This window comes from Acrocarpospora sp. B8E8, assembly GCF_039871605.1.
In the GTDB taxonomy this organism is placed as follows: domain Bacteria; phylum Actinomycetota; class Actinomycetes; order Streptosporangiales; family Streptosporangiaceae; genus Acrocarpospora; species Acrocarpospora macrocephala.
This window is the reverse complement of the sequence record NZ_JBDPLV010000021.1, coordinates 94,187-109,770: the sequence shown is the minus strand read 5'-3', so window position 1 is coordinate 109,770 and position 15,584 is coordinate 94,187. Positions and strand designations below refer to the sequence as shown.

Below are 15,584 nucleotides of genomic sequence, written 5' to 3'. Positions count from 1 at the left end.
GTGGGGTATTCCGCTCGATTGGAGAGAGGCAGCATACTTGCATCAGTAACACCCGTCCGGGATCAAAGTGCGGGGGTTTGGGCACCCGCGCCAGGAAACACGAATGCTCAGACACATGCGTTGCGATCGACCGGAGAGTAATCCTTATGACCGAAAGTGGTCAGGACAACGTCTTCAGCGGTACGGTAACCAACGTCGTGCAGGCGGGGACGATCTTTGGTGGAATCCACAGCACGCATGCGAAACTCCCCCCGCCGAGACAGCTTCCCCGTGTCGCTACACACTTTACGGCCCGAACCGAAGCCATGAGTAAGCTATCCGAAATATCGGCCACCGAGAATGGTGTCGCAGTGATCTCCGGAACGGCGGGAGTGGGCAAGAGCGCCCTGGCCGTATTCTGGGCGCACACGGTCGAGAACAGATTCCCCGACGGCCAGTTGTACATCGACCTCCGCGGATATGATCGTCTAGCGCCATTACAGCCCAAAGAGGTTCTCCACGGTTTCCTGCGCTCTCTGAACGTGCCGACCGATCAGGTGTTTGCCGATCTGGACGCCATGTCGGCTATCTTCCGCTCGCTCATCTACAACAAAGCCATGCTGATCGTCGCCGATAACGCCGTCAGCGCCGAACAGGTAAGACCGTTACTCCCCTCTTCCCCCACCTGTTTCACCATTGTCACCAGCAGGAATCAGCTGGGTAGCCTCACTGCGGTCGACGGTGCCACGTCGATTCCCATCAAACCGCTGCGTACCAAGGAGGCGGTCCAGCTGTTCAAGCACATTTCCGGCCACGACGATAACGAGGCCACCACCGAGCTGGTGACTCATTGTGGTCGCCTCCCGCTCACAGTCCGCATCGCGGCGCAGCAGGCTAGCGCCATGCCGGATCTTGAAGAGCTGGTCGAGGAGTTCAGGGCAGACCATGATCGGCTCGCGGCGTTCGCCACGCTGGACGAGGGCACGGAGATCCGCACGGTGTTCTCCTGGTCATATCAGGAGCTCCGACCCCCGATCGCGCGTGCTTTCCGGCTGCTCGCCTTGCACGCCGGCCCCAATTTCTCCATCAGTGCCGCCGCCGCCATCATTGGCGTTTCCGTGCGGGAAGCGCGCCGTATGGTACGGGCTCTCGAAGCGGTCAACATGCTCGAAGAGGTTCGGGATCGGCGCTACGCATACCATGATCTACTCCGAGATTACGGCCGCGAACGGGCAGAGGAAGAGGAGACACCGACCGACCGAGATGACGCATTACGCCGGGAGTTGTCCTTCTACCTACGGATGGTCGATGCCGCTGACCGTGTTCTGGCCCCCAAACGACCACACGTGCCGATTGATCAGACGAACTCGGATGACGAGCGGTTCCTGTTTACCAGCCCGAGTGCGGCGCTGGCGTGGTGTGACGCCGAAATTCTCAACCTGGTCTCGGCTGTGGACCAGGCGGTCGATCTCGGCTTCGAGGAGGTGGCCTGGAAACTGCCGGTGGCGCTGACCTACTTCCTGGGCTTCAGAAAACATTACGACTACCGGCTGAAGCTGTTCGAGATCGCCGTACAAGCCGCGCGCAGGACGCGGGACAGGTGGGGAGAGACCTGGAGCCTGATATGCCTGGGCGGCGCCGAGCAGGACCTGGGAAATCACGAGGAGGCGATCGAACATTTCACGGCGGCGCTGCGGATCAGCCGCGAACTCGACTATCGCGAGTGGGAGGCCATGAGCATCTACAACATCGCCTTCTCCCTTCGCCATCTAGGCCTTTATCCGGAAGCACTCGACCGCCTACGCCAGGCGATCGTCATCGAGCGAGAGCGTGGCGACCGCCGTGCCGAATCGATCACACTGTCCGAATTCGGCGCGCTCGCGCTGATATTCAAGCAGCCCGCCAAAGCCCGCGAAGACTATCTGCTGTCGCTCGCCGGAGCACGTGAGACATCAGATCTGCATACGGAGGGCATAGCCCTGCACGGTCTCGGCGATGTCTGCCGGAGCGTTGACGATGTCGAGGGCGCGATCGACTGGTATGAGCAGGCGGCTCGGATACGTGGCGAAGTCGGAGATCTGCTTGGTCTGGCCCAGTCGCTGTTCGAATCGGGGCGGTTGCTCACCATCGTCGGCAGGCCCTCCGCCGCACGGGCGGCCCTGGTGAAGGCACTCTCAATCTTCGACGGCCTACGGAGCCCATCGGCTGATGACGTCCGCGGATTCCTCCAAGCCAATTTCGAGGGGGCTTGAGGAGGCCAAGCGGCGGCCCTGGTCAGGTGGGAAGTGTGGCTGCGACACTCGGCATAAGTGAGATTCACGGTTCCCGAGGTTCGCTGGAGACCCCGGGGGGCGGTGGTTTCCGGATTCGGAGTTCGCATGCTGAAGGGCATCCCTCGGCCCCGGCGCGCTGACCTGACCGAGCGTGCGCTGGCATTTCAGAATCCACGCCTGCCGATTCCGTTGCGGGTGGCGGCGTGGTTGCCGTTCGCCCGGATGTGGTGGCCGCTGGACGCGTCCGCGCTGAAGGCGAAGGCGTGCCGGCGGACCCGGCTGACGGATTTCGGCGAGCTGGCGCCGCTGGACGTGCCGCTGGAGTTGTTGTGCCGGACCCTCGACGAGGACGCGGAACTGCACGCGCTCGGGCGGCTGAGCACGCATTACGCGCTGCTGGTGGCGTTGAGCAACCGGCTGCGGCTGGAGGATCTGGCCCGGCGGCGGCCGCAGATCTTCGAGCGGCCGGTGACCGGGCCGATCGTGATCGCCGGCTTGCCGCGGAGCGGGACGACCTTCCTGCACCGCCTGCTCGCGCGGGATCCGGGGCTACGGTCGATTCCGTTCTGGGAGGCGCTGAACCCGATGCCGTTCGCGGAGCCGATCCAGGCTCCGGATCCGCGGATCAAGGCGGGCGCGCGGGTGCTCAAGTTCATCCGCTGGAACGCGCCCGAGGCGCAGGACAGGCAGAACGAAGCCCCCGAGGAGGAGGTGATGCCCCTCGCGATGGGTTTCTCCTCCATGTTCTTCGAGACGATCTCCCCCCTTCCCGGCTACCTGCCCTGGTATGTCACGACCGACCACACCGCCGGATACGCCTACCTCCGCCGCGCCCTGCAGGCGATGCAGTGGATCCGCCCGGGGGGCGAACGCTGGCTGCTCAAGTCCCCCCAGCACCTGGAACAGTTCGGCCCGCTCACCGCGGCCTTCCCCGACGGCACGTTCGTGCAGACCCACCGCGACCCCATCCGCAGCGTCCTGTCCCTGTCGGCGACGATGTCGTACGCCTCCCGCCAGAACTACCACCACCCCGACCCGCACCTGATCGGCAGGCACGTCACCGACCTGACCGAACGGCTGCTCCGCGCCTCCGTACGGGACCGGGCCCGCGCCGACCGCCGTTTCGTCGACGTGCACTTCGCTCAGCTCAACGCCGACCCCATGGCCACGGTCCGCCGGATCTACGCCGCCACCGGCACCGAGCTCACCGAGGAGACCGAACGCCTGATGACCGTCTGGTACCCGCGCCACCGCCGCGGCCGCCACGGCGTGCACTCCTACGACGCCGCGGACTTCGGCCTCAGCGTCCCCGCCCTGCGCGAACGTTTCGCCTTCTACTACGACCACTTCGGGGTGCCCCGCGAAGGCCACTAAAGCGCGCGCAGGCCGGTGATCACTTCCTTGAGGATGCTCTCCGACGGGGGTGGGGGCGCGGACTGGGTGGCGCCGGGGACGTAGCCGCCGCCGGCCGGAGGCCGTACCAGGATGAGGCCGTGGTCGAGCAGGTCGCCGAGCAGGACGCGGACCACGCCGAGCGGGAGGTCGGCTTCGGATGCGACGTCGGCGACCTGGCGGGAGCGCGGGATCAGTTCGAGCAGGCGGCGGTGCTCGCGGCCCAGGTCGGCGTTGTTCGGGACTAGGGCGCCGGTCGCGGCCACCACGGACATCAGGTCCAGCGGGGCCTTGGTCCTGGCGCGGCCGCGGGTCAGCGCGTAGGAGCGGACCACGGGGCCGTCGTCGACCCACTCCTCGTAGGGGCCGCTCATGCACCCGCCCCTTCCAGGACGGCCTCCGGCGCCAGCACGGCTGCGGGGATGAGCACGATGGCGGTGGTTCCTCCGAAGGGCGAGGGGCGCAGTTGCACGCGGACGCCGTGGCGGGTGGCCAGGCGGCCGACCACGACCAGGCCGAGCCGCTCGGTGTCGGCCAGGCTGAACTCGGGCGGGCTGGCGAGCCGCCGGTTGATCGCGTCGATGTCCTCGGCGGACATGCCCAGGCCGCGGTCCTCGATCTCGACGGCGAAGCCCTTCGCCACGGCCTCACCGCGAACCGAGACCTCGGTGTGCGGCGGCGAGTACGCGGTCGCGTTCTCGATCAACTCGGCGAACAGGTGGATCAGGTCGGTGACGGTGGAGCCCTTCACCGAGACCTCCGGCATCGGATACACCCGCACCCGGGGGTAATCCTCGACCTCGGCGACCGCGCCCTGCACCGTGTCGGCCACCGCAACCGGATTCCGGTGCGTACGGCCCGGCGAGCCGCCCGACAACACGATCAAGCCTTCGGCGTGGCGCCGCATTCGGGTGGTGAGATGGTCCAACCGGAACAGATCCTCCAGCGCGGTGGAATCCTCGGTCTGCCGCTGCATCGCGTCCAGCAGTTTGAGCTGCCGCTGCAGCAGGCCCTGGCTACGCCGGGCCAGGTTGCGCAGCGCCTGGCCGACGCTCTCCCGCAGCCTAGCCTGGTCGACGGCGGCGTCCACGGCCGTGTGCTGGACCGCGCTGAACGCGTGTGCCACGTCGCGCACCTCGGCGGTGGTGCCCGGGGGTTCCAGCTCGGGGGCATCGAGGGCCACATCGACCTTCTCGCCGCGGCGGAGCCGCTCGACGACGCGCGGCAGCCGTACCTCGGCCAGCTGCTGGGCGGCCGAACGCAGGCCGCCGAGCTCGCGGGAGAGCGCTCCGGCGGCGCGCAACGAGACGAACAGCGACAACACCACTGCGGCGAGGCCCAGGATCCCGGCCACTCCGGCACGCACGAACGTGGCGATCGCGACGGGTTCGCCCCGGGATGCGAGGGCCACCCCGCCGCTGTCGATGGCCGCCCGGAAGACCTTGTCCACATCCAGGGACACCTGCCGCCAGGCGGCGTGGGTGAGGTCGGGGCCGATGGTGCCGCTGACGATGCGGGCCTCCATCCGCTGGAACTGCCGGTACGCGTCCGAGACGATCAACTTCTCGAACGGCGCGCGCAGGTCCGGCTCCAGCTCCGCCATGCCCTGCTCGAACAGGAACTCCCGCTTGGCGGCGAGCTGCGTGAACGCCCGCCGTTCCGGCTCCTCCCACCGGCTGTGCACCAGCAGCAGCCCGGCGGCGAGCGCGAACTCCCTGGTCATGTGGTCCTCGGCCAGGCCGATCGAGGTGAGGCTGCGAGACTGCTGGTAGAGCGCGACGTTGTTGCTGAGCGTCATGCTGTTGATCAGCGCGATCATGGCGGTGGGCAGCCAGGCATACCGCTGCCCCAGCGTGACCAGGTCGATCCGGCGCCCGTTCACGTCCTGCCGGAGATCGTCCAGTTCATCCGCGGCGGCCACCGCGTCGTTGTATCTGGCCTTCATCGCCGGGCTCATGGCGTTCTGCGCCTGGCTGGTGCTGGAGCTGCGCCGGAACTCCTGCCGATCGTCGTCGGTGAGCCGGCGCTGGTCGTCCAGCAGGCTTCTGGTCTCGGTGGAACCGGTGGCCAGATACTCGGCGGAGAGCAGGTGCTCGCGCTGGAGCGATCGGGCCAGCTTGTCGCCGGGAACCCCGATCGACTCGTACAGGGTGGAGATGGTCAACAAGTTCAGGGACTCGCTCGTTGTGATCGTCGTGGCGAATCCCCAGAGCGCCACAAGCGATACCAGCGGGATGACCAGCAACGTAGAAATCTTGAAACGGACGGATCTGCTCGCTGTCATGGCACCCTCAAAGGCCGTACGTAGCCGATGAGAGTAGCAGTTTGCTGCGTGCTATTTGGATCTAGTTAAGGACATGTTACGAAATGCCGGACCCGTCAGATTTGGGAGTGAGTGGGCCCAGGTGAGGTGGACCAGGCGAGCCGCGAGCAAGGCCAGCGTAGCCACCTCGACGCCCAGCAGAACGCGTTCCACCAAGCCGATCATGACGCCGTCGCCCGGCAACGCGACATAGGTGAGCGCGGCCACCCCGAGCCCCGCCGCCAGCGCCAGCCACTCGACCGGGCGGGCCACCACCCGCCACCGCTTGTCGTTGGTGAACCTGCCGACCAGCTGCGCGGTCGCGACGGGCAGCGTGGTGCAGGCCAGCACCTGCCAGACCATCTCCGGCAGCACCGGAGACGCGATCATCCCCACGCCCCAGACCACGATCAACCGCTCCGGCCAGCCGCCCACCGGGGCCCGCTGTGCCCGCATTCCCGCCCATAACGCCAGCGCGGCCACCCCGAGCGCGGCCAGCGCCAGCCGGGTGCTGCCACTGTGATCAAGCGCGGTGCTGATCGTCATGTTCACCGGATCGATCTGATCCGGGACGAGCGCGGCCAGCGCGACGACCACGCCCGCGCAGGCGACCAGGGGAGCAAGCCTCTTGACCATGTTTAAAGTTTGATGTTCTCGGCTTTGCCCCACCATCCGGCTAAGTACCGATATACCCCTGATGCCCACCCCCGAGGCGGCATCAGGGTTCCGTCAGGGTCCGCGGTGGGGCAAACCCCACCCCACCGCGGTCGTCCCAGGTCAGCCGGTTACCTCGTGATAGCGATCCCGCAATCCCGGGGTCGGTTCCGCCTCGTACGCGACCGTTTCCCCGGTCGCCCACTCCGGCGGTTCCGGCGTGCCCGCCACCAGCCAGGCCGCCTGCCGGGCCGCGCCGTCGGCCACGTACTCCCCGGGCGGCGGCACCTGCACCGAGCACCCGAACACGCTCGGCGCGATGCGCCGCACCGCCTCGGACCGGGCGCCGCCGCCGATCAGCAGCACCCGATCCGGGGCCAGGCCGAGCGCGTCCAGCGCGTCGGCGAGCCCGCACAGCATGCCCTCCACGGCCGCCCGCGCCAGATGCGCGGGCGTCGCGTTGGCCAGCCGCAGCCCGTGCACAGAACCGGTCGCGTCCGGCCGGTTCGGCGTGCGCTCCCCTTCGAGGTACGGCACCAGCACCAGACCGTCCGCACCCGGCGGAGCCGACAGGGCCAGCGCGCTCAGCTCCTCCGGACCGACGCCGAGGATCCGGCCCGCGGCGTCCAGGACCCGGGCCGCGTTGAGCGTGGCCACCAGCGGCAGGAACCGCCCGGTCGCGTCCGCGAATCCGGCGACCGCTCCGGACGGGTCGTTCGCGGCGCGATCCGCGACGGCGAAAGCCGTACCGGACGTGCCGATCGAGACCACCACGTCGCCGGGCCGCGCGCCCACGCCGAGCGCGGCGGCCATGTTGTCGCCGGTGCCGGGCGCGAGCAGCGCGCCGCCGGGGATCTGCCCGGCCCGCTCCGCCGGGCCCAGCACCCGCGGCAGTCCCGGGCTCGCGCCCAGCGCGAGCGCGAGCAGATCAGTCCGGTACGTCCCGGTGGACGGCGACCAGTATCCGGTGCCCGAAGCGTCCCCACGATCGGTGGTGATCGTCTCCGGGCGGCCGGCCAGCTTCCAGGTCAGCCAGTCATGCGGGAGGCAGACCTTGGCCACGCGTTTCGCGTGCGCCGGCTCGTGCTCGGCCAGCCAGCGGAGCTTGGTGACCGTGAACGAGGCTACCGGCACGCTGCCCACCGCCTCCGACCACTTCTCCGGGCCGCCCAGCTCGTCGATCAGATCCCGGGCCGCCTGCGCGGAACGGGTGTCGTTCCATAACAGGGCGGGCCGGACGACTTCGCCGGAAGAATCCAGGCAGACCATGCCGTGCTGCTGGCCGGCGACCGACACGGCGGCCACGTCGGCCAGGCCGCCCGCCCGGTCGATCGCCTGCTGGAGAGCGTGCCACCAGTGATCGGGGTGCACCTCGGTGCCGTCCGGATGGGACGCGCGACCCTCGCGCACGAGTGCGCCGGTGGCCGCCTCCCTGATCACTACCTTGCAGCTCTGGGTCGAGGAGTCGACCCCCGCGACCAGCGTCATCGCACGCCCAGCAAATGTTCGAGCGCGAGCTGGTTGAGCCGGGAGAAGTGGAAGCCGCGCTGGGCCAGCTCTTCCGGGTCACGCTCGTCGGCGAGCAGCTGCGCAAGGGTCTCGCCCTCGCCCAGCGTGGGCAGCGACAGGTCGGGCACCAGGCTGGCGGCCTTCGCCTCCTGGACCTCAGGGTCGGCGTTGAACTTGGCCACCTTGTCCTTGAGGATCAGGTATGTCCGCATGTTGGCGGCGGCCGACACCCAGACGTCGTCGGCGTCCTCGGTGCGCAGCGGCTTGTAGTCGAAGTGACGGGGGCCGTCGTAGCCGCCGTTCTCCAGCAGGTCAACCAGGAAGAACGCGTTCTTGATATCGCCGTGGCCGAAGATCAGGTCCTGGTCGTACTTGATGCCATTCTGGCCGTTGAGATCGATGTGGAAGAGCTTGCCGTGCCAGAGCGCCTGGGCGATGCCGTGCGCGAAGTTCATCCCGGCCATCTGCTCGTGCCCGACCTCCGGGTTGAGGCCGACCAGCTCGGGGTGCTCCAGCTCGTTGATGAACGCCAGCGCGTGGCCGACGGTGGGCAGCAGAATGTCGCCGCGCGGCTCGTTCGGCTTGGGCTCCACGGCGAACCTGATGTCGTAGCCCTTGTCGATCACGTACTGGCCGAGGATGTCCATGGCCTCCTTGTAGCGGGACAGCGCGGCCTTGATGTCCTTGGCGACCTCGGACTCCGCGCCCTCCCTGCCGCCCCAGCACACGTAGGTCTTCGCGCCGAGCTCGGCCGCCAGGTCGATGTTGCGGATGACCTTGCGAATCGCGTAGCGGCGGACCTCGCGGTCGTTGCTGGTGAAGCCACCGTCCTTGAACACTGGGTGAGTGAACAGGTTGGTGGTGGCCATCGGCACTTTCAGGCCGGTCTCGGCGAGCGCCTTCTTGAAGCTCTCGATTGCGGTGGCCCGGTCGGACTCCACCGCGAGCAGGTCGTCGTCGTGGAAGGTCACGCCGTAAGCGCCCAGCTCAGCGAGCCGGTGCACGCTCTCCACCGGGTCGAGCGGGGCGCGGGTCGCGTCGCCGAACGGATCCCGTGCCTGCCATCCGACCGTCCACAGCCCGAATGTGAAACGGTCCTCGGGGGTGGGGGTGTACATGGTGGGACCTCCAATTAGTCTACGTTGTGGACTAAATATCGGTGGTGGGTCGGCGTGGGTCAAGTAGTCATTACTAGGATTTCACTGATCTCTTTTCTCTCAGGTGCGCGGAGGCGTGGATGACCCAGGCCGTACGGCACGATGCGATGCGAGCCCGCAACCTGGCGCTGGTGCTCGGTTCCGTCAGCGCGCGCGGCTCGCTCACCAGGGCGGCGCTGGCCGAGGTGACCGGGCTGACCAAGACCACGGTGTCCAAGCTGGTGGCGGACCTGATCGAGACCGGCCTGGTGGTGGAGACCGGGGCCGTGCGCGGGGGCGAGCGGGGGCGGCCCGGGGTCGAGGTGCGCATCCGGGGGGATCGGGTGGCCGCGCTCGGGCTGGAGATCAACGTCGACTATCTGGCGGTCCGGGTGGTCGATCTTTCCCGGTCGGTACGACTCCGTCGTACACAGGCTGTGGATAACCGTTCCGCACAGCCTGTGGATGTCATCGCCAGGCTCAGGGATTTGGCCCTTTCGGCTGTGGATGAAGCTGTGGGTAACGGGCTGCGGATCGTGGGCGGCGCGCTGGCCGTGCCCGGGCCTGTGGATCTCGGCAGCGGCGTTGTCCACAACGCGCCGAACCTGGGCTGGCGGGATGTGCCGGTGCTGTCGCTGCTGGATCTGGGCATCCCGCTGCACGTCGAGAACGAGGCGAACCTGGCGGCGCTGGGCGAGCTCTGGTTCGGTTCTGGTCCGACCGACTTTCTCTATGTGTCGGGAGAAATCGGCGTTGGTGCGGGATTGGTGGTCGCGGGTTCGCTGTTCCGCGGCGCGCGGGGCTTCGCGGGCGAGCTCGGCCATGTCGTCGTCTCCCCCGACGGCCCGCCCTGCCGCTGCGGCGGCCGAGGCTGCCTCGAACAGTACGCGGGACAGGACGCCCTGCTCGGCGCCCAGAGCGGAGCCCCCGCCGGGGGCGTGATGACCATGGTGGGCCGGTTGAAGGCCCAGGACCCCGCCGCGACGGCGGCCTGCCATCAAGCGGGCTGGGCGCTGGGCGTCGCCCTCTCCTCGACGGTGAACCTGGTCGACCCCGACACGATCGTCCTCGGCGGCGTCTTCGTCCCCCTGTTCCCCTGGATCGGCGACATCGTCACCCAGACCCTGCAATCCCGCCTCGGCCAGATGCGCGTCTCCGTCCCCCCGATCATGGTCTCCCACCTCGGCTTCGAAGCCGCCGCCCTGGGCGCCGCGGGCCAGGTGATCGAACGCGTCATCGCCGACCCCGCCGCCCTACTCCAACCTCCTATTCCGGACTAGGAAGGCCGGACGGATCGCGTCCCACGCTGATCTGTTCGGCGATGCGGCGGATCTCCTCCTCCGCCAACGGCGGCGAGCCAGGAAGTTCCCGGCGCAGCACGCCGACGATCTCGTCGAAGGGCCGCCCCGCGTGGTGGATGGCCACGTGATGGACGATCCGGAAGAGCAGCCGGTTGGCCTCGCGCTCTCGTGACACCCGGTCGATGATCATCAAGTCCCCCTCTGGTCCGCTGGACACCGTACGACGAGCCACCGACAGTTTCGGGGATTGCCGTCCCCGCCGGGGCGGGAACAACCTCGCCCGGGGATATCGCTGAAGAGAGCGAGAAGATTCCTGGGAGGGAACATGCCAGTCCAGCGCCTCAACCACGCCGTGCTCTACGTCCGCGACGTCGCCCGCAGCGTCGCCTTCTACCAGGAGGCCCTCGGCTTCCGCGTGGTCATGGAGTTCCCCGGCGCCGCCTTCCTCCAAGCCGAAGGCTCCAGCAACGACCACGATCTCGGCCTCTTCCAGATCGGACCCCAAGCCGCGGCCTCCGGCGCCGGCCGCTCCTCCGTCGGCCTCTACCACCTGGCCTGGGAAGTCGACACCCTCGCCGAACTGGAACGCATCTCCACCAAACTCACCGAACTGAACTCCCTGGTCGGCGCCTCCGACCACTCCACCACCAAGGCCCTCTACGCCAGGGACCCCGACGGCCTCGAATTCGAGGTCTCCTGGCTGGTCCCCCTCAGCCTGCTCAGCGAGGACATCATCAACGCCAAAGCCGCCATCAAACCCCTGAACATCGCCCGCGAAAAGGAACGCTTCGGCGCGGAAACCCGCGGCGGCGTAGGCGTCTCCGTCTAGGTGCTGGACGGCGTGTCCAGGAGGTCGAGCATGTACTTGATCTGGGCTGTCCGGGAGACATCGATCTGGTGGGCCAGGCCCAGTGCGGCCGGGTTGGTGCCGCCGCCGGTTTCGTAGCGGGCCAGCTGGATGGCGTCGTCCTGGTGGGCGATCATGGTGTTGAGGAGGCGGCGTTCGAAGTCCGAGTCGGGGGTCTTGCGGAGGCGGGTGAGTTCCGCCTTGGTGGTTTGCGGCATGCCGCCGTGGTGGGAGTGCTCGTCGGGTTCCGCGGTCAGGGGCTGGTCCCATTCGAGGAGCCAGCGGGACATCGTCTGGACTTCTGTGCTCTGGGTGGAGCCGATCGCGGCTGCCAGGGTTCGGACCTCGGGGCGTACCTGACGGCCTTCGGCGAGTTTGGTGAGACCGACGCCCTGCTGGTTGTGGGCCACCATCATCTGCAGGAACATCACGTCGGACGCGTTGACGGGCGATGCGGGTTCGAGGGTGCCGCAGCCCGTGAGGAGTAGGGCCGCGAGTAGGACGTACCGCCTCATGATTTCTCCTGGAGCGAGGGCCGCGCCCGGGGGGAGCCCGGGCGCGGGTCGCTTATGTCAGAGCCTGCGCCAGAGGGCGGGCACGTTCGGCGGCTCCCAGCCGGCCAGCGAGGTGTGCTGCTGGAGGCACTGGTAGCGGACGCCGGCGTAGGTGACCTGCGCGCCGACGGCGTAGAACACGCCGGTTGCCCAGGTTCCGCCCGCGGGGGGCTGGCTGGGCGTCGGGCTCGGCGAAGGCTGCGGCGGAGTGGGGGTCGGGGTGGGGGACGGCGAGGGCGGGTTGGTGCCGCCGCCGAAGTTCACGTCGGAGCAGGTGTAGAAGGCCTCGTTGCTGCCGACGACGCGCTGCCAGATGGAGTAGAGGATGTGGCGACCGGTCCGCTGCGGGATGTTGATCGTCCAGTTGGTGAAGGTGGTCGGGTTCTGGTTGTTGAATGTCTGGATGTGGACCAGGTCCGACCAGTTCAACGGCATCGTCGGGTTCCACCCGGCGCGGGTGATGTAGAAGGAGAAGTTGCTGTTGGAGTGGGGTGCGGTCGCGTGGTAGGTGATGGTCCGCGGGCCGGCCGAGAACGAGGTCGCGGGCCAGTCGTTGCGAGCCAGGTCGAGGCCGCGGTACTTGTCGCGTCCGGCGCTGCACAGCTTGCCGTTGGGGATGAGCCCCTGGTGATTGCCACCGGCCTCCAGCAGCGAGACCTCGTTCCAGTCGTAGAACGCCTGGGTTCCCGCAGCGGCCACGGCGGCCTTGCAGGCGTTCGAGTCGGGGCTTTCCGGGCCTTCGTTCTTACACGTGTAGACGCGGCTCGGGGGGTTGGACATCGTGCCGTGGGCGTTTGCCGGGCTGGTCGGCAACACCACCAGGATCGTGCCGATCAGCAGACCGGCGGCGGCGGACGCCACCCTGTTTCGTAAGTACACCTGACTTTCCTCCTTGGGAGGTCTTCCGGGTACGCGGGCATTGGGGGGCCATGCCCGATGACGAAGGTTCGCCTTTGCCGAGCGGGGTGACGCCGCCAGCTTCAGCTTTATTGAAAGGAAACCTTCCTAAGAATTAACTATCCATGAGCACTCGGGGGTGCGCAAGGGGAGAGTTCAGCAGCTCAGGTTGCTTCCTGGCGTCGTCCCGAGGATCTGGACGAAGCTCTGGTACTTGCTGACCCGGCTCTGCACCTGGGCGGGGTTGCGGCCGTCGCACTCCAGGCTGCCGTTGATGCTCCGGATGGTCTGCCCGAATCCGGCGCCGTTGACCATCGCGTTGTGCGGGGTCATCGTGCCGGGTCCGCTCTGGGTGTTCCAGTACCAGAGCGCGGTCTTCCAGGCCACGGCGGCGTCGTTCTGCACCAGCCACGGGTTGCCGAGCAGGTTGAGGCCGAGCGCGTCACCGGCCGCCTTGTAGTTGAAGTTCCAGCTCAGCTGGATCGGGCCGCGCCCGTAGTAGGCGGCCTGGCCGGCCGGGCAGCCGTAGGGCTGGCTCGTGTCGCAGTAGTGCGGGTAGTTCGCGGTGTTCTGCTCGACGATGTGCACCAGACCGCCGGTCTCGTGGCTCACGTTGGCCAGGAACGCGGCCGCTTCCTGCTTGCGGACCGTGTCGCTGCCGGTCTTCGCGAACCCGGGGTACGCGCTGAGCGCGGCCACCAGACCGCTGTAGGTGTAGAACGAGTTCCGGCCCGGGAACATCTGGTTGAACTGGGCCTCCGACACGACGAAGCCACCCGGCGGGGGCGGGGACGGCGGCGGGGTGGAACCGCCGCAGGTGTACGGGTCCCAGTACCAGGTGCTGATGATCGGGTCGTAGCCCGGGTTGTCGTGCTCGGCGATGTAGTACAGGCCGTTGGTGTAGCGGACGATGCTGCCCGCGGTGTACCAGGTGCCCGCTTGCCAGTTGGGGTGGTTACATCCGCCTGGGGGTGGGTTGGTGCCGCCGCCGCAGGTACCCTGGTCGGCCCAGACGCCGGTGGTGCCGGGGGGCGCCTCGCCCTGGGTCCACCACTTGGCCTGCCAGTTGTGGCCGTTGCGGGAGGCCGTCATGCCGCCGGTGTACACCGAGCTCGCGTTCCACGGCGTCGCGCAGGCCGCGGCCGCGGCTGGGGAGGATGGCAGGATCGTCGCCAGTGCACCCGCCATCAGCAGGGCGGCGAACCACGCCATGATCCGTTGTCTCGTCACGTAATCACGCCTTTCCGGCGGTGGTAGCCGCGCGGGATCGCCTTGCGCAGGTCAAGGCGCAAGTCAATTCGGAAATTTCGGTGCATTTACCATCGACCAGGTGACGGGACTGGCAGATCGTGGCTGCCAGGGGCGATGGCCTGCGATTTCCGTACGTTAGCTGGCTTGACGTGTTTGTGACATTAAATGCGGCTCAAGTGGGGCTTAAGGGAACCGCACATGAGTCAAGGTCTTGTTCAGAAGTCGAAGCATTCGAGGTGGATGCGGCGGCTGGGGACTCCCGCACGTCGGAGGGCGCTTCTGGCGGCCATCGTCATGCCGGTGGGGCCGCAGATGTAGACGTCGTGCTCGGCCAGGCCAGGGACGAGGACGCGGAGCGCGCGGCCGGTCAGGGGGACTACGCGTGATTCGTCCAGGGTGTAGAGCACGGTGGCGCCGCGCCGGGCGGCGATCGCGTCGAGTTCGTCGCGTAAGACCAGGTCCTCGTCGCGGCGGGCCATGTAGACGAGCGTGACCTTGCCGGGCAAGGTCTCGAAGAGCGTTCTCAATGGGCTGATTCCCACCCCGCCTCCGATCAGGAGCACCCGCTCACTGCGCCGGCGTGCGGCCGTCAGGGCGCCGTACGGGCCTTCGGCGACGACCCGGGTCCCCGGGCGGAGCCGGGTCAGCGCGCGGCTGTGGTCACCGACGGCTTTCACGGTGATCCGGAGGTAGCGCGGGTTGACGGGCGCCGACAGCGAGTACGGGTTCGCGGTCCACCACATTCCGGGCGCGAGAAACCGCCAGCGGAAGAACTGGCCAGGCTCCGCGCCCAGCTCGTTGAGGTACGCCCCGGACAGATAGACCGATATCACCGTGGGTGACTCCCACCGGATCTCGGTGATTCGCAGCCGGTGGCGAAGCGCACGGCGTACCGGACTGAGAAAGCGGCACCAGAGCAGAGCTGCGGCGACGCCAACGTAGAGGATCAGCCAGAGCAGCCTGCCAAGGCCGCCGTCAGCGAAGTCGGGGCCGGTGAGCTGGTGAGCGAACGCCGCGAATACCGCTATGTACGTGAAGAAATGCAGATAGTGCCAGATCTCGTAGCGCATCAGCCGCCTGATACCGCGAGCCGATACCACGGCGACACCGATCAGCAGGACCAACCCGATCGTGGCTTCCCAGACGCCCTCTCCGTTTGCCAGCAGGTGGATCGTGCCCGCGTAGAGACCGGACTCGACGCTGTGGGCGGCAATGACGAAGGTCATGTGGGCCAGCGACAACGTGATCGTCCAGCGTCCGCCTGTCGCGTGCCATCGGGCGAGCCGGTCGGTGCCGACGCCTCGATCGAGGATCGGAATCCGGGCCATCAGGGCGAGCAGGATCGCGCACGCGTACCCGGCCAGCAGGCCCGAGAGCCGCCCAGCCCAGGCGAGCCAGTCGACCGCCCCCACGACGGACGAAAGGCTCGCCCAGCACCGGGCGGTCGCGGCGACCGCTCCGACGTAGATCAGCACCAGAACGACGTCTG

Annotated in this window: 14 protein-coding genes; 4 read left to right on the top strand and 10 right to left on the bottom strand. The window is 67.9% G+C overall.

Going from position 1 to position 15,584, the window contains the following annotated elements:
- Nucleotides 1-146 precede the first annotated feature (146 nt).
- Together ABGB08_RS21940 and ABGB08_RS21935 are read left to right on the top strand one after the other, a co-directional pair.
- Nucleotides 147-2,231, top strand: a complete 2,085-nt coding sequence (locus ABGB08_RS21940; protein WP_347593107.1) for a tetratricopeptide repeat protein — start codon at nucleotides 147-149, stop codon at nucleotides 2,229-2,231.
- A gap of 126 nt (nucleotides 2,232-2,357) precedes the next feature.
- Entirely contained in the window at nucleotides 2,358-3,626 is a 1,269-nt protein-coding gene (locus ABGB08_RS21935) for a sulfotransferase (protein ID WP_347593105.1), read from the top strand.
- Here the strand turns inward: ABGB08_RS21935 and ABGB08_RS21930 are convergent.
- The 5 genes from ABGB08_RS21930 to xylA all read right to left on the bottom strand — a co-directional run bounded on the left by ABGB08_RS21930 (nucleotide 3,623) and on the right by xylA (nucleotide 9,227).
- Nucleotides 3,623-4,018 (bottom strand): DUF742 domain-containing protein, encoded by a 396-nt coding sequence (locus ABGB08_RS21930; protein ID WP_347593103.1) that lies wholly within the window; start codon nucleotides 4,016-4,018, stop codon nucleotides 3,623-3,625. The two genes, ABGB08_RS21935 and ABGB08_RS21930, sit on opposite strands and share 4 nt — an antisense overlap.
- The gene (locus ABGB08_RS21925; RefSeq protein WP_347593101.1) at nucleotides 4,015-5,889 is read right to left on the bottom strand and encodes a sensor histidine kinase; all 1,875 of its coding nucleotides are present in this window, start codon (nucleotides 5,887-5,889) and stop codon (nucleotides 4,015-4,017) included. The genes ABGB08_RS21930 and ABGB08_RS21925 overlap by 4 nt, the downstream gene beginning before the upstream one ends.
- A gap of 90 nt (nucleotides 5,890-5,979) precedes the next feature.
- A complete protein-coding gene (locus tag ABGB08_RS21920) occupies nucleotides 5,980-6,582 on the bottom strand; it encodes a DUF998 domain-containing protein (protein ID WP_347593099.1) in 603 nt (200 codons plus the stop codon).
- Nucleotides 6,583-6,723: 141 nt separating this feature from the next.
- Nucleotides 6,724-8,088: a xylulokinase gene (gene xylB / locus ABGB08_RS21915; RefSeq protein ID WP_347593097.1), complete on the bottom strand. Its 1,365-nt coding sequence runs from the start codon at nucleotides 8,086-8,088 to the stop codon at nucleotides 6,724-6,726.
- Nucleotides 8,085-9,227 (bottom strand): xylose isomerase, encoded by a 1,143-nt coding sequence (xylA, locus tag ABGB08_RS21910; protein WP_347593095.1) that lies wholly within the window; start codon nucleotides 9,225-9,227, stop codon nucleotides 8,085-8,087. Before xylA ends, xylB begins: the two co-directional genes overlap by 4 nt.
- Before the next feature lie 119 nt (nucleotides 9,228-9,346).
- Here xylA and ABGB08_RS21905 point away from each other — a divergent pair, with 119 nt between their 5' ends.
- On the top strand, nucleotides 9,347-10,525 hold the full coding sequence (locus ABGB08_RS21905; protein ID WP_347593093.1) for an ROK family transcriptional regulator: 1,179 nt from the start codon (nucleotides 9,347-9,349) through the stop codon (nucleotides 10,523-10,525).
- On the opposite strand, the gene ABGB08_RS21900 is transcribed toward ABGB08_RS21905, so the two are convergent.
- The gene (locus ABGB08_RS21900) at nucleotides 10,512-10,736 is read right to left on the bottom strand and encodes a hypothetical protein (RefSeq protein WP_155360883.1); all 225 of its coding nucleotides are present in this window, start codon (nucleotides 10,734-10,736) and stop codon (nucleotides 10,512-10,514) included. The genes ABGB08_RS21905 and ABGB08_RS21900 overlap by 14 nt on opposite strands.
- Nucleotides 10,737-10,871: 135 nt before the next feature.
- Here ABGB08_RS21900 and ABGB08_RS21895 point away from each other — a divergent pair, with 135 nt between their 5' ends.
- On the top strand, nucleotides 10,872-11,375 hold the full coding sequence (locus tag ABGB08_RS21895) for a VOC family protein (protein WP_347593089.1): 504 nt from the start codon (nucleotides 10,872-10,874) through the stop codon (nucleotides 11,373-11,375).
- Here ABGB08_RS21895 and ABGB08_RS21890 read toward each other — a convergent pair.
- The 4 genes from ABGB08_RS21890 to ABGB08_RS21875 form a co-directional block, all read right to left on the bottom strand.
- Nucleotides 11,372-11,908 (bottom strand): DUF305 domain-containing protein, encoded by a 537-nt coding sequence (locus tag ABGB08_RS21890; RefSeq protein ID WP_347593087.1) that lies wholly within the window; start codon nucleotides 11,906-11,908, stop codon nucleotides 11,372-11,374. The genes ABGB08_RS21895 and ABGB08_RS21890 overlap by 4 nt on opposite strands.
- 57 nt (nucleotides 11,909-11,965) lie before the next feature.
- Nucleotides 11,966-12,826, bottom strand: coding sequence for a lytic polysaccharide monooxygenase (locus ABGB08_RS21885; protein WP_347593085.1), 861 nt, complete (start codon nucleotides 12,824-12,826; stop codon nucleotides 11,966-11,968).
- A gap of 174 nt (nucleotides 12,827-13,000) precedes the next feature.
- Nucleotides 13,001-14,074: a glycoside hydrolase family 19 protein gene (locus tag ABGB08_RS21880; RefSeq protein ID WP_347593083.1), complete on the bottom strand. Its 1,074-nt coding sequence runs from the start codon at nucleotides 14,072-14,074 to the stop codon at nucleotides 13,001-13,003.
- A 236-nt stretch (nucleotides 14,075-14,310) separates the two neighbouring features.
- Complete coding sequence (locus tag ABGB08_RS21875) at nucleotides 14,311-15,570, bottom strand: ferric reductase-like transmembrane domain-containing protein (protein WP_347593081.1); 1,260 nt, start codon at nucleotides 15,568-15,570, stop codon at nucleotides 14,311-14,313.
- Nucleotides 15,571-15,584: the final 14 nt, after the last annotated feature.

Coding starts and splice junctions, on each gene's coding strand:
- ABGB08_RS21940 (WP_347593107.1), top strand. CDS start 147: ATGACCGAAAGTGGTCAGGACAACGTCTTCAGCGGTACGGTAACCAAC.
- ABGB08_RS21935 (WP_347593105.1), top strand. CDS start 2,358: ATGCTGAAGGGCATCCCTCGGCCCCGGCGCGCTGACCTGACCGAGCGT.
- ABGB08_RS21930 (WP_347593103.1), bottom strand. CDS start 4,018: ATGAGCGGCCCCTACGAGGAGTGGGTCGACGACGGCCCCGTGGTCCGC.
- ABGB08_RS21920 (WP_347593099.1), bottom strand. CDS start 6,582: ATGGTCAAGAGGCTTGCTCCCCTGGTCGCCTGCGCGGGCGTGGTCGTC.
- xylB (WP_347593097.1), bottom strand. CDS start 8,088: ATGACGCTGGTCGCGGGGGTCGACTCCTCGACCCAGAGCTGCAAGGTA.
- xylA (WP_347593095.1), bottom strand. CDS start 9,227: ATGTACACCCCCACCCCCGAGGACCGTTTCACATTCGGGCTGTGGACG.
- ABGB08_RS21905 (WP_347593093.1), top strand. CDS start 9,347: ATGACCCAGGCCGTACGGCACGATGCGATGCGAGCCCGCAACCTGGCG.
- ABGB08_RS21900 (WP_155360883.1), bottom strand. CDS start 10,736: ATGATCATCGACCGGGTGTCACGAGAGCGCGAGGCCAACCGGCTGCTC.
- ABGB08_RS21895 (WP_347593089.1), top strand. CDS start 10,872: ATGCCAGTCCAGCGCCTCAACCACGCCGTGCTCTACGTCCGCGACGTC.
- ABGB08_RS21890 (WP_347593087.1), bottom strand. CDS start 11,908: ATGAGGCGGTACGTCCTACTCGCGGCCCTACTCCTCACGGGCTGCGGC.